Annotated in this window: 10 protein-coding genes and 1 other annotated feature; all 10 genes read left to right on the top strand. The window is 45.1% G+C overall.

Annotated elements, in window-relative coordinates; genetic code table 11:
- The first annotated feature begins 110 nt into the window (after positions 1–110).
- Positions 111–246 (top strand) — a sequence feature (His leader region).
- Between the two features lie 40 nt (positions 247–286).
- A complete protein-coding gene (gene hisG, locus L1D31_RS08845) occupies positions 287–1183 on the top strand; it encodes an ATP phosphoribosyltransferase (protein ID WP_239836714.1) in 897 nt (298 codons plus the stop codon).
- A 5-nt stretch (positions 1184–1188) separates the two neighbouring features.
- Positions 1189–2481: a histidinol dehydrogenase gene (gene hisD / locus L1D31_RS08840; RefSeq protein WP_239836713.1), complete on the top strand. Its 1293-nt coding sequence runs from the start codon at positions 1189–1191 to the stop codon at positions 2479–2481.
- 12 nt (positions 2482–2493) lie between these two features.
- On the top strand, positions 2494–3534 hold the full coding sequence (gene hisC / locus L1D31_RS08835; protein WP_239836712.1) for a histidinol-phosphate transaminase: 1041 nt from the start codon (positions 2494–2496) through the stop codon (positions 3532–3534).
- A 56-nt stretch (positions 3535–3590) separates the two neighbouring features.
- Positions 3591–4664 (top strand): bifunctional histidinol-phosphatase/imidazoleglycerol-phosphate dehydratase HisB, encoded by a 1074-nt coding sequence (gene hisB / locus L1D31_RS08830; protein ID WP_239836711.1) that lies wholly within the window; start codon positions 3591–3593, stop codon positions 4662–4664.
- Between the two features lie 26 nt (positions 4665–4690).
- Entirely contained in the window at positions 4691–5305 is a 615-nt protein-coding gene (gene hisH / locus L1D31_RS08825) for an imidazole glycerol phosphate synthase subunit HisH (RefSeq protein ID WP_239836710.1), read from the top strand.
- A gap of 12 nt (positions 5306–5317) precedes the next feature.
- A complete protein-coding gene (hisA, locus tag L1D31_RS08820) occupies positions 5318–6055 on the top strand; it encodes a 1-(5-phosphoribosyl)-5-[(5-phosphoribosylamino)methylideneamino]imidazole-4-carboxamide isomerase (protein ID WP_239836709.1) in 738 nt (245 codons plus the stop codon).
- A complete protein-coding gene (gene hisF / locus L1D31_RS08815) occupies positions 6037–6810 on the top strand; it encodes an imidazole glycerol phosphate synthase subunit HisF (protein ID WP_239836708.1) in 774 nt (257 codons plus the stop codon). The genes hisA and hisF overlap by 19 nt, the downstream gene beginning before the upstream one ends.
- Positions 6807–7442: a bifunctional phosphoribosyl-AMP cyclohydrolase/phosphoribosyl-ATP diphosphatase HisIE gene (hisIE, locus tag L1D31_RS08810; protein ID WP_239836707.1), complete on the top strand. Its 636-nt coding sequence runs from the start codon at positions 6807–6809 to the stop codon at positions 7440–7442. Before hisF ends, hisIE begins: the two co-directional genes overlap by 4 nt.
- Before the next feature lie 239 nt (positions 7443–7681).
- Complete coding sequence (locus L1D31_RS08805; RefSeq protein ID WP_239836706.1) at positions 7682–8893, top strand: EAL domain-containing response regulator; 1212 nt, start codon at positions 7682–7684, stop codon at positions 8891–8893.
- Positions 8890–13686: a PAS domain S-box protein gene (locus L1D31_RS08800; RefSeq protein WP_239836705.1), complete on the top strand. Its 4797-nt coding sequence runs from the start codon at positions 8890–8892 to the stop codon at positions 13684–13686. The genes L1D31_RS08805 and L1D31_RS08800 overlap by 4 nt, the downstream gene beginning before the upstream one ends.
- Position 13687 lies beyond the last annotated feature (1 nt).

Raw genomic sequence — 13687 nt, 5'->3', positions numbered from 1 at the left:
TTTTAAAAATCTTTAATTTTTAGTTGAAAAATAGTTTTTCCTTGGTTAGTGTGGTTATCAAGCAAGCGAACTGAAGAGCTTATAAGTATGCGTAATTTTGTAATGAACATTCATCACCATCATCACCCAGTCTAGTCTTTCGGGAGATGTACGCATACCCGGGGGACAGGAAACTCCCGGAGGCAGAAATCGCAAACTACAAGATTTAGAACCCTCGGGAGACTACTCTTCCGAGGGTTTTTTAGTTTTAACGATTTAAGAATTAATTTGCACAGGGATAAAAGCAATGCAAACACAACGCCTAAGAATCGCAATCCAAAAGAAAGGTCGCCTTAGTAAAGAGAGCCAAGCTCTACTTAAAAAGTGTGGCGTTAAATTCAACGTTATGGGGGAGCGCCTTGTCGTTCACTCTGAAAATATGCCAATTGATTTACTTTTGGTTCGTGACGACGATATTCCGGGTCTGATTATGGATGGTGTCGTTGACCTAGGCTTTATTGGTGAAAATGAATTAGAAGAAGTTCGCCTCGACCGTAAAGCATTGGGCGAACCATCGGAATTTATCCAACTTCGTCGACTTGATTTCGGTGGCTGTCGTTTGTCTATCGCAATTGACAAAGACGAAGAGTACAACGGCCCTAAAGACCTTGCTGGTAAGCGCATCGCAACTACATACCCACAGTTGCTAAAAGCTTACATGGATGAAGCGGGTGTCCCATTCTCAACATGTATGCTGACAGGCTCAGTAGAAGTTGCCCCTCGCGCTGGTCTTGCAGATGCGATCGCTGATTTAGTGTCTACGGGGGCAACATTGGAAGCTAACGGTCTAAAAGAAGCGGAAATCATCTTCAAATCAAAAGCAACGCTGATTCAACGTACAGGTGAATTCGATGCAGACAAAGTCGCGTTAATCGAGAAACTCCTGACTCGTATGCAAGGCGTACAGCAAGCGAAAGAATCTAAATACATCATGCTACATGCACCAGCTGAGAAGCTAGGCCAAATCAAGGCACTACTTCCGGGCGCTGAAGACCCTACTGTATTACCTCTGTCTGCCGACAAGCAAAAAGTTGCGGTTCATTTGGTCAGTACTGAAAACCTGTTCTGGGAAACTATGGAACAGCTGAAAGAGCTGGGCGCAAGCTCAATCCTAGTGCTACCAATTGACAAAATGATGGAGTAACCGCAATGAGAACCGTCGTATGGCAATCGCTAAGTGAATCTCAGCAAGACTCGATTCTAGAACGTCCTGCAATTGCAGAGGGTGCAAACATTACTGCTGCGGTTTCTGACGTTATCGCGAAAGTTCGTAGTGAGGGCGATTCAGCCCTGCTTGAATTAACTGAGAAGTTTGATCGCGTGAAGCCGGAATCCATTCGTGTATCGGCTCAAGAGATTGAGGAAGCGTCAGCGTGTCTTTCTGAAAAAATGAAGAACGCACTGGAGCAAGCTTATGCCAACATCTCTAAGTTTCACAAAGCGCAGAAGCCACAACCTATCAAAGTAGAAACTCAACCGGGTGTGCTTTGTGAACAGGTCACGCGTCCAATCCAAAAAGTGGGTTTGTACATTCCAGGTGGCAGCGCGCCATTACCATCGACGGTTTTGATGCTTGGGGTTCCTGCAAAAATTGCAGGCTGTCGTAAAGTGGTGCTTTGTTCTCCACCGCCAATTACTGACGAGATCCTTTATGTAGCAAAACTGTGTGGTATTGATGAAGTGTACAACGTTGGCGGTGGTCAAGCCGTCGCTGCGATGGCTTACGGTACAGAGACAGTATCCAAAGTCGATAAGATCTTTGGCCCGGGTAACGCTTACGTGACAGAAGCAAAACGTCAGGTGAGCAATGATTTTCGCGGTGCAGCGATCGATATGCCAGCTGGCCCTTCGGAAGTGCTAGTGATTGCCGATGAAACTGCAGACCCAGACTTCATCGCTGCAGACCTTCTAAGCCAAGCAGAGCACGGCCCTGACTCTCAAGTAGTGCTTGTGACGCCTTCACCTGTGATTGCTGACCAAGTCACTGATGCAGTTCAGCGCCAACTCAAAGAGCTATCTCGTGCAGACATTGCTGAGAAGGCACTCGCTTCAAGTTTGGTTATCATCGCGGAGTCGTTGACTCAAGCGGTTTCAATCTCAAATTACTACGGCCCTGAGCACTTGATTGTTCAGACAAAGAACCCTCGTGAGCTTCTACCTTTACTCGATAATGCAGGTTCCATCTTCCTAGGGGATTGGTCACCTGAATCGGCGGGTGATTACGCATCGGGCACTAACCACGTTCTCCCTACTTACGGTTACACGCGTACGTATTCGAGCTTAGGTTTAGCGGATTTCTCTAAGCGTATGACAGTTCAAGAGCTGTCTGCTGATGGTCTAAAAAACCTTGCTCCAACAGTGGTGACCATGGCTGAAGCAGAAGGTTTGGATGCACACAAACGTGCCGTGACCATTCGTGTAGAAAAACTGGCAGCTAAGTAAGAGGGCAATGAGATGGAAAAGCTAGCGCGTAAACAGGTCCAAAAACTGACTCCTTATTTATCGGCTCGTCGTATCGGTGGTACAGGCGATGTATGGCTAAATGCCAACGAATCGCCATTCAACAATGAATACAAAACTGACTTTGCTAGGCTTAATCGTTACAGCGAATGCCAGCCTAAAGAACTGATTTCTGCTTACGCTGCGTATGCAGGGGTAAAATCAGAACAAACGCTGACTTCTCGCGGTGCAGATGAAGGCATTGAACTACTGATTCGTGCATTCTGTGAGCCAGACGAAGATGCGATTCTTTACTGCCCACCAACTTACGGTATGTACTCTATCAGCGCTGAAACCATTGGTGTAGAGCGCAAAACCGTGCCGCTAACATCAGATTGGCAACTAGACCTTACAGGTATCGAAGCCAATCTGGATAACGTTAAACTGGTTTTCGTATGTTCACCAAATAACCCAACGGGTAACTTGGTTAAGCGTGAAGATATTGTCTCTCTGCTTGAAATGACAAAAGACCGCGCAATCGTGGTGATGGACGAAGCTTACATTGATTTCTGCCCAGAAGCGTCAACAGTAGATTTACTGGCTCAATACCCGAATCTTGCAATTCTGCGTACTCTGTCGAAAGCTTTTGCCCTTGCGGGTTTGCGTTGTGGATTTACGCTTGCGAGCGAAGAGCTGATTAATGTACTTCTTAAAGTTATCGCACCATACCCAGTACCAGTTCCTGTTGCTGAAATTGCTACCCAAGCGCTTTCTGAAGCCGGCCTAGCGAGAGCAAAATTCCAAGTTCTCGATTTGAACGCGAACCGTGCTTATTTGCAGGTGGGCTTGTCGATGATTCCGGGCTTGGAAGTCTTTGAAGGATGGGGTAACTACCTATTGGTTAAATTCCCAGATGGTGATGATCTTTTCAAAGCTGCTTGGGAAACAGGCATTATCTTGCGTAACTCGCCAATTGAGAACTGCGTACGTATCAGTGTCGGTAACCGCGACGAGTGCGAAAAAACACTCGGATTTATTAGAAACTATTACAGCTAAATATCATTGGCTCTGGCCTTTGCGAGAGCCACTAAATTTGAAATAAGGAAGTTCGAGTGAGCAAACAACAAAAAATCCTTTTTATTGACCGTGATGGCACCTTAATTGTTGAGCCGCCGGTTGATTTTCAAGTAGACCGTTTAGATAAGCTAAAACTAGAGCCATTTGTTATCCCAAGCCTGCTGTCGTTGCAGGATGCAGGATACCGTCTAGTGATGGTCACTAACCAAGACGGTTTGGGCACCGACAGCTACCCACAAGCAGATTTTGATGCACCGCACGATATGATGATGGAAATCTTCGAATCTCAAGGTGTGAAGTTCGATGACGTATTGATCTGCCCTCACTTTGAAGAAGATAACTGCTCATGCCGAAAGCCTAAATTAGGCATGGTGAAAGAGTACCTTCAAGGTGGCAAAGTGGACTTCCAAAACTCTGTTGTGATTGGCGATCGTCAAACCGATCTTCAACTTGCAGAAAATATGGCAATTCGTGGCATTCAATACAACCCGGAAACCATGGGTTGGAAACAGATCCTGAAAGATCTGACGGTGAAGGCTCGCGTCGCTGAAGTGGTCCGTACTACGAAAGAAACTGATATTAAAGTCGCGGTAAATCTTGATGACCAAGGCGGTAATGATATTTCTACTGGCCTAGGCTTTTTTGACCACATGTTGGATCAAATTGCGACGCACGGTGGATTCCAAATGGTGTGCAAAGTGGAAGGTGACCTGCACATTGACGATCACCACTCAGTAGAAGACACCGCACTTGCGTTAGGCCAAGCGCTGAAAGAAGCGCTAGGTGATAAGCGTGGTATTGGCCGATTTGGCTTTAGCCTGCCAATGGATGAGTGTTTGGCGCAATGTGCTCTAGACCTATCAGGGCGTCCTTACCTTAAGTTCGACGCGCAGTTCAGCCGTGAGCAAGTCGGTGACCTTTCAACCGAGATGGTGGTTCACTTCTTCCGCTCTCTAACTGACACCCTAGCGTGTACGCTGCACCTTTCTTCTGCTGGCGATAATGATCACCACATCATTGAGAGCCTATTTAAAGCGTTTGGTCGTACTCTGCGCCAAGCAATCAAAGTAGAAGGTACTGAGCTGCCAAGTAGTAAAGGCGTGCTTTAAGGCTAGCGCTAGCAAGGAGAAAAACAGTGACAGAACAGAAAGTTGTCATCATCGATACTGGCTGTGCCAACGTTTCTTCGGTGAAGTTTGCCATTGAACGCCTAGGCTATGACGTAACGATTTCAAAAGACCCACAAGTTGTATTGTCGGCAGATAAGCTATTCCTACCGGGTGTAGGAACCGCCAGTGAAGCGATGAAAAACCTTGAAGAGCGTGACCTTATCAGCTTGGTAAAGCAGGTAGAAAAGCCGCTGTTAGGTATCTGTTTAGGCATGCAACTGTTGGGTAAAATGTCTCAAGAGAAAGGGCAGAAAGCTGATGAGTTGGTTGAGTGTCTTGGACTTTGTGATGGCGAAGTGAAGCTACTACAAACTGGCGACTTGCCGCTGCCTCATATGGGCTGGAACACAGTCTCTGCAAAAGCAGGTAACCCATTGTTCAAAGGCATTGAAGAAGGTGAGTACTTCTACTTTGTACACAGTTTTGCAATGCCTGTTGGGGATTACACTATTGCGGAGTGTGAGTATGGCAACCCGTTCACAGCAGCAGTACAAAGCGGTAACTACTACGGCGTGCAATTCCACCCTGAGCGTTCTTCAAAAGCGGGCGCGAAGCTTATTCAAAACTTCTTAGAATTATAAAAGGGATTTAGTGTGATTATTCCAGCTCTTGATTTAATTGAAGGACAGGTGGTTCGCCTTTATCAAGGTGATTACGGCCAAGTAACCGAGTACAAAGTCGACCCAGCAGATCAGTTTAACTTGTACCACCAAGCCGGTGCTAACTGGCTGCACTTAGTCGATCTAACGGGCGCAAAAGATACGACAGCACGTCAGCTTGATTTGATTGCAAAGCTATTAGCAAGTACGCCTGCGAATATCCAAATCGGTGGTGGTGTGCGTATTGAGCAAGACGTGGTTGATCTGCTAGAAGCAGGTGCTCAGCGTGTTGTGGTTGGTTCTACAGCAGTAAAACAACCAGAGCTTGTAAAAGGTTGGATGGAAAAATACGGCGCAGAGAAAATCGTTCTCGCGCTAGACATCAACATCGATCAAGACGGTACACGCAAAGTGGCAATCTCCGGTTGGCAAGAAGATTCAGGCGTGACGATTGAAGCTCTGATCAATGATTACCTAACAGTAGGTTTGCAGCACGTACTTTGTACCGACATTTCGCGTGACGGTACGTTAGAAGGCTCAAACGTAGAGCTTTATGTTGACCTATGTAAACAGTACCCACAAGTGCAGTTCCAATCTTCAGGCGGCATCGGCTCGCTAGCAGATATCGAAGCACTAAAAGGTAGTGGTGTGGCAGGCGTGATTGTCGGTCGAGCACTGTTAGATGGTAAGTTCACAGCAGAGGAGGCATTTGCATGCTGGCAAAGCGAATAATTCCATGTCTTGATGTTCGTGATGGACAAGTGGTGAAGGGCGTCCAGTTCCGTAACCACGAAATCATCGGCGACATCGTTCCTTTGGCACAACGTTATGCGGAAGAAGGCGCTGACGAGCTTGTGTTCTACGATATTACCGCTTCAAGTGATGGCCGTGTCGTCGATAAAAGCTGGGTTGCTCGTGTTGCAGAAGTAATTGATATCCCTTTCTGCGTCGCTGGTGGTATTAAATCAGCCGAAGACGCAGCGCGCATTCTTGAGTTTGGCGCGGACAAGGTGTCTATCAACTCACCTGCATTGGCGAACCCGCAGTTGATTACTGACCTTGCGGATAAGTTTGGTGTTCAATGTATCGTGGTTGGCATCGACTCTTACTACGACAAAGATACTGGCAAGTATCAGGTTTACCAGTTTACTGGCGATGAAGAACGCACCAAAGCGACCCAGTGGGAAACGCGTGATTGGGTGCAAGAAGTGCAAAAGCGTGGCGCTGGTGAAATCGTATTGAACATGATGAACCAAGACGGCGTGCGTAACGGTTACGATATCGATCAGCTAAACATGGTGCATGAAGTGTGTAACGTACCGTTGATTGCATCAGGTGGTGCGGGTGCCATGGAGCACTTCGCAGAAGCTTACCAAAAAGCGAATGTCGATGGTGCGCTTGCCGCATCGGTATTCCACAAACAAGTCATCAACATTGGTGAACTAAAGCAGTATTTGAAACAACAAGGCATTGAGGTACGACTATGAGTGTGAAAGCCGCCGAAGTCAGTTCGCTAGCTGAGCGAATCAACTGGGAAAAGGTGGATGGTCTGGTACCTGCCATCGTACAAGATTTCCAATCAAGCCAAGTGCTGATGATGGGTTACATGAACCAAGATGCGTTGGCAAAAACGGGTGAAATGGGTCAAGTGACGTTTTTCTCTCGTACCAAACAGCGTCTTTGGACCAAAGGTGAGACCTCAGGCAACGTGTTGCAATTGGTGAACATGCAGTTAGATTGCGATAACGATACGCTGTTGGTGAAAGTGAATCCCATTGGCCCTACGTGTCACTTGGGCAATACCACTTGCTGGGATGTGGATCCGCAAGAGGAGTCGCAAATGGTGTGGCTTCATCAACTTGAGCAGTTATTGGCTGCCCGCAAGAGTGCCGACCCTGATTCCTCTTATACTGCCAACCTTTATTCCCGTGGCACCAAGCGTATTTCGCAGAAAGTGGGCGAAGAAGGCGTTGAAGTCGCGCTTGCGGCGACGTCGGGTGACAAGGCGGAGTTAGTGTGTGAGTCAGCGGATTTGATTTATCACTTACTGGTTCTACTTCAGGATCAAGGTTTATCAATGAACGACGTGGTTAATAAGCTGAAAGAGCGTCATAAATAGTTTTTTGACTTTCGAGTAAAACCTAATCTTCTAAGTATACTCATCTCAACATCTCCCCTGACTAAACCGTAAGTACGTCTTACGGTTTTTTTGTTGTAAATATCATCTTTATCGATCGTTTCTTTCGTTATCGCGTATATAAACTACTCTTCTTAAAAGGGCTTTTATGTTGCTACTTTTGTTGGTAAGAAGTTGTAGCGTAAGACGAAATGAGGATGTTGAGTTATAAGGAGGTCGGAGTGAAGGTGGCTCACGGCAAAAAAATAACGCTTATCGCAGATGATCAAAAAGTAGTGAGGCACACCCTGAAGCTCTGCTTACAAAATCTCGATTATCAGGATGTGCTAGAAGCATGTGATGGAAAAGAAGCCAAACAACTCGCAGTCGAGCACGATATTGATATCATCTTTTGTGACTTAAATATGCCAGTTGAAGATGGCTTTGAGGTGTTGCGATACTTAGGCGAAATCCATTTCAGTGGCAGTGTGATTTTAATCAGTGGCGAGGAAGAAGAAGTGTTATCTTCATCTTCGAACCTAGCCCGCCTTTACAAGCTCGACATTTTAGGTAGTTTGAAGAAACCCATCTCTTTTACTACGGTGAAAGATTTGATGTCACAGGTTGAAAAGTCAACAATATCAAGAATCAACAATCGTCCTCCTTCGGTTTTGAGTGCGGCATCAGTTCAACACTTTATTGATACGGGTTGTGTAAGGGCATTCTTTCAACCCCAGATAGAGTTGGAAACGGGTCGGGTATGTGGCTTAGAAGTTTTGGCTCGTGTTGTGGATGAAGATGACAATATTATCCCTCCTGACAGTTTCATTCCCGTAGCAGAAAAGAATTTAGACCTCATTTTATCACTCACTAAAACCATTATTCGAGCTGCCTTCTCTGATATAGCCAAACATTTCCAATCTCTTCAAGACATTACATTTTCCCTCAATATATCGGCAAAAGTTTTGGAAGACCAAGGTTTTACTAGCTGGCTGGACCAGGTTGCAAATGAATATCAAATTCCGCAAGAAAGCATTTTATGTGAGTTAACTGAAACAGCGCTGACTCATGATCAGGCGGCTATTAACACGCAATTGCTTCGGCTCAGGCTACTTAAGTTTAATCTTTCAATCGATGACTTTGGTACAGGCTATTCTTCTATTGCTCAGCTTCACTCTATCCCTTTCAATGAACTTAAAGTAGACAAGCGCTTTGTGCTCGACTGTTTAACAAACACCAAGTCTCAAGCAATTCTCGAGCAAAGTGTTCGGATGGGTAAGGCTATGGGTATGAGTGTTGTAGCCGAAGGGGTCGAAAATCGTGAAGTTGAAGAGTTTTTAGTGTCTATCGGTTGCAACATTGCCCAGGGCTACTTGTATTCTAAGCCGGACGAACTGAGCTACATCCTTGCTTATATGAAGCGCTCAAATCGCATTTATGAGGATCGCTCATGAAGTTTTCTACCAAACTACCGTTACTGTTTTTTGTTTTTGGAGTGTTGATGTTGGGGGCGGTGACTTTGACATCTTGGAAAGGCAAAGACATCCTACAAGAGACGACGTTCACGACTATTGAAAGGGAAGCCGCGCTGCTTATCCGCCTTATTGATAGTAACTTATTTGAGCGCTACCACGATGCTCAAGCGTTTCCTATGTCATTAGGTGTGGTAGATAAAGAGCAGTTAGATTACGTGGCAACCAGTTCTTTGATGGCTGAAAACCTTAATAGTTTTGTACAAAATTATAAAGTTTATCGGCGGATACTTATTTTCGATAACAAAGGAAATATTCTTGCTAGTAATACGGAGAATGAATTTGGAAAAACGCTACCTAATCTCGCACGTACCGCACGAGAGGTAAGAGAGACCAAGTGGTTTTCGGAAGCCATTGCCGGAGACACATTAGATTCTGACAGCCCGAGAAGTAGTTATGTTTTTGGGCCTGAACGATATTTGATCGATGACAACCCTAATTCCTACGATATGGTTTTTGCCACGCTAATTTTAGACCGAGCAGGAGAGCCTGCGGGGCTTTGGGTAAATGTGGTTGATTTTAAAGCTGTAGAGACCATTGTCTCTGACACATACGATTTGTTATCGAAGCGTGGTTTCTTAAGTTCTGAGCTAACGATACTTGATAACAAGGGCCGGATAATTGTTGACTACGATCCGATTGGACAAAGCGAAGCTGTTTATGAACGGGACTTTGAAGTTCTTGGCCAGTTAAACTTAGCGACCAATGGTGTTGAGGGGGCAAGACTGGCGGTGTCAGGGTTGAGTGGCTCAAATGTGTCTACCCATTTTCGGAAGCAAGTCGAACAGGTGACAGGATACGCCTACACCAATGGCGCTTATGACTATCCAGGTTTAGGTTGGTCCGCGTTAATACGTGTTGAAGTCAGCGAAGCATTAGCGGATTCGGAAAGTCTATACAAAAGCTCTTTTGCACTGGCGGCTTTATTATTGATGTTCATCATCTTAGTGGCTTTTTATCTTGGGAAAAGAATCGCCAGACCGCTGAATGAATTATCTAAAGCGATCAACAGCCTAGCACATGGAGAGAAGGATGTAATTTTACCGGAAATATCCGGCAAAGATGAAATTGCTAAAATGGTGTCTGAGCTGAAAAACCTCAAAGAAATCGTTGTGGAGCGTGCAAAGTTAACCAAAGAAACGGATGAACAGCGTTTTCAATTAGAAATCCAAAGCCGCGCAATCGATTCGACGGCAACGGGCATTACGGTTGCAGATGTACGGTTGCCTGACTCACCAATCATATTTACCAATAAAGCGTTTGAAGAGCTTACTGGGTATACACGAGATGAAGTCATCGGTCGCAATTGCCGATTTCTTCAAGGTAATGATACCGAGCAACCAGATATTGAGAAACTCAGGTATGCAATAGCCAATAAAGTCTCTTGTTCGGTAATACTTAAGAACTACAAAAAAGACGGCTCCTTGTTCTATAACAATTTGCGTATCGACCCTGTATTTAATGATGATGGTGAACTCACTCATTATATTGGTGTTCAGACGGATATTACTGAAATTAAGAGAATTGAGGATCAAGCGAAAATTAAGCTTGAGGATGAAGTTGCCCGAAGAACCCAACAAGCTCGTGATTCTGAAAGTCGCCTACGTACGGTTTTTGATACTGCGCTTGATGGCACGGTAGTGATTGATAATAAGGGTATTATTGTTGATGTTAACCGCTCACTTGAAATGATTTTTGGTCGAATCAGAGAGGAGCTGGTTGGGGAAAATGTCCGTGTTCTTATGCCTTCCCACTATGCCAATGCTCATGACGGATTTATTTCTAACTACTTGTTAACCGGAAATAAAAAACTCATTGGGACACCTCGCCAAGTAGAAGGATTACATAAATCTGGGCGTGTATTTCCTATTGAGGTTTCTGTTGGGGAAACTTGGTTGGGAGATGCTCAAGTATTTGTTGGTGTGGTAAAAGACATTACATTACAAGAAGAAACCAAACAGCGAGAGAAGAGACTACAGTCGGAATTGCGCGAGCGTGAACTGGTCTACCGCGCGGCATTCAATCAGGCAGCTGTGGGTATTTGTCGAGTGGATCTCGATGGCAATTTTATCGAAGTAAACGATAAGATGTGTGAGATCTTCGGTTACAGTGAACCTGAGCTATTAGAGCTGAGCTATCTCGATGTGACTCATCCTGAATACCGCGAAGAGAGCCAACGTTTGGTAGGGCAACTAATCGGAAACGACAAGCGATCGTTCACTATTGATAAACTCTATTTAAGTAAATCGGGGTCAGAGTTCTGGGCAACTATTTCAGTGTCCATCGTTTGCGAAGATGACACAATACCCAAATATTTTGTGGCTGTTGTTGAAGATATCTCTAACCGAAAACGGATTGAAAAAGAGCTTCGCTCTGCAAAATCTGTGCGAGACGAGTTATTACGAGGAATGCGTTTAGCCTCTGACGCTGGCGGAATCTGTAACTGGTCGCTAGATATTCAGTCACAGGCACTGCGCTGGGATGAGGGCATGTATCGCCTATATGGTATTGAACCCAATAAGCCAGTGTCCTATCCCGATTGGGAACAAAGCATACACCCTGATGATCGTGAAAGTGCAATAACAAGCTTTAATCGTGCGGTTGAAGGCGGTGATGTCTATAATGCAGAGTTTCGAATTATTAACCAAGCTACAGGCGCAATGCATTGGGTGAAGGCTGCTGGGGATGTAGTTGTCGATAAAGACTCTAATTTACGTCATGTCTTTGGTATTAACCTCGATATTACAGAAGAGAGAGAAGTTCAGGCCGCTCTTGAGAAAGAGAGTCTTGCCGCAAAACAAGCGAATGAAGCCAAATCTCGCTTCCTAGCCACGATGAGCCATGAAATACGTACCCCGATGAATGGTGTTATAGGCATGGTAGATCTGCTGAAAGAAACTTCTCTCGACTACGATCAAGGAAGAATGGTGAGCACCATTCGTGATTCATCCTTCTCCTTACTGGAAATCATTAACGACATTCTCGACTTCTCAAAAATCGAATCGGGGCAGATGGAGTTAGATCCGACGGAAACTAACCCTCTTTATCTGATAGAAAAAACGCTGGAGGCTTTGTGGTTAAGCGCGAATCAGAAAGGCGTTGATGTGTTTATGACATACGAGAGCCAAGTTCCAGAATTCATATTAATTGATCCAGTTAGAACTCGCCAAGTTATCCTTAATCTGCTTGGCAATGCCGTCAAGTTTAGTCAGTGTAAAGATAAATCGGGCTTAGTCAAAGTGGCGACGAGTTATGACAATGCACGGCAGCTTCTCTCGATCATGGTAGAAGATAATGGCGTGGGTATGACAGAAGAACAGCAATTGAAGCTGTTTAAGCCATTTACACAAGCTGACAGCTCAACCACAAGAAAGTTTGGTGGTACAGGGCTTGGTCTTAGCATTACAAAATCCTTCATTGATTTAATGGGGGGTAATATTGATGTCGAAAGCCGTATTGGTGAAGGCAGCAAATTTTCGTTTACGATTCCTGCTGCGCCATGCCGTACCCAATCAGTATTTGGTCGTTTTGATTTCTCTACGATAACGTTGGTTTTAGACATTGAAAATGCCAACCTCAAGCATATATGTGCTGAAATTCTAAGCAGCGTCGAGACACGAGATATTATTGTTGATGTTCAGTCATCGTTTACTTGGGAAGAGCATAAAGCGGTCTATTTGACCGACGATGATATCGCCAATGTGGCTCAAGGGCGTTCGCTGATACTCAGTGATAATCCGGCAGCAAAAGGAGGATACATAGCGCCGGATAAGTATGGTGTTGGTACACACCCACTCAAGCCCAGTGAGCTAGTGATCGGTCTAGCCATCTTGACCGGTCAAGAAAGCCCAGATTTTGATTGGAGCGAAGCGATTACAGCTGAGAGCACCGATAACAGCGAAATTGATTGGGTGAATAATCAAGATATCACAATCTTATGCGCAGAGGATCAACCAACCAATCAGATGGTATTGGCTCAGCAGCTTACTAAGTTAGGTTATCGCTTTGATATGGTGGATAACGGGCGTGAGGCGCTTGAAAAATGGCAATCAAATGACTACGCGCTAGTGTTAACAGATTGCCATATGCCGGAAATGGATGGCTTTGAACTGACTTCAGAAATTCGCCGTATTGAGTCGGACATGGCCAGTGAAAGGACTCTGATCATTGCTATTACTGCCAATGCGTTGGTCGGTGAAGCGGAACATTGTTTAGAAGCGGGAATGGATGACTATATTCCCAAGCCTGTAGAGCTTTCTACCCTAAGGAAAGTATTAGCACTTCGTTTACGTGGGAAATCACTACGCAAACCGAAAGGTGACAATGAGAACCAACTTGCTGAACCAGTCAAAACTCTTGATTTACCTGAAAATGACTCGAAGCCATTGATTGACTTAAATCACCTCAGTGAAGTGATCGGTAGCCGAGATGAAGAAATGACTCGAGCCGTTTTATCGATGTTTTGGGAAAGTGTGTCTCAGGATATCGTAAAAATACAAGTAGCCTGCCAAGAGAACGACTTATCACAAGTTAAGAGCTTGTCTCATGGTGCGAAGGGGGCCGCAGCTTCCAGTGGGGCTTTATTACTGAGTGAGATCTTTCGTTCGATAGAAAAAAACAGCCATGATATTGAACACGTCGAGCAAGCGATAAAAGAAGTGGTCGATATGATGGAGAAAATACAGCAGCAGTTAGAGCGCGATAAAATCATCTAGC

Source organism: Vibrio sp. Isolate23 (genome assembly GCF_022398095.1).
Classification (GTDB): domain Bacteria; phylum Pseudomonadota; class Gammaproteobacteria; order Enterobacterales; family Vibrionaceae; genus Vibrio; species Vibrio coralliilyticus_A.
This window is presented reverse-complemented; position numbering and strand designations above follow the sequence as displayed.

Bases quoted from the DNA above. Each gene is read 5' to 3' on its own strand.
- hisG (WP_239836714.1), top strand. From the start codon at position 287: ATGCAAACACAACGCCTAAGAATCGCAATCCAAAAGAAAGGTCGCCTT.
- hisD (WP_239836713.1), top strand. From the start codon at position 1,189: ATGAGAACCGTCGTATGGCAATCGCTAAGTGAATCTCAGCAAGACTCG.
- hisC (WP_239836712.1), top strand. From the start codon at position 2,494: ATGGAAAAGCTAGCGCGTAAACAGGTCCAAAAACTGACTCCTTATTTA.
- hisF (WP_239836708.1), top strand. From the start codon at position 6,037: ATGCTGGCAAAGCGAATAATTCCATGTCTTGATGTTCGTGATGGACAA.
- hisIE (WP_239836707.1), top strand. From the start codon at position 6,807: ATGAGTGTGAAAGCCGCCGAAGTCAGTTCGCTAGCTGAGCGAATCAAC.
- L1D31_RS08800 (WP_239836705.1), top strand. From the start codon at position 8,890: ATGAAGTTTTCTACCAAACTACCGTTACTGTTTTTTGTTTTTGGAGTG.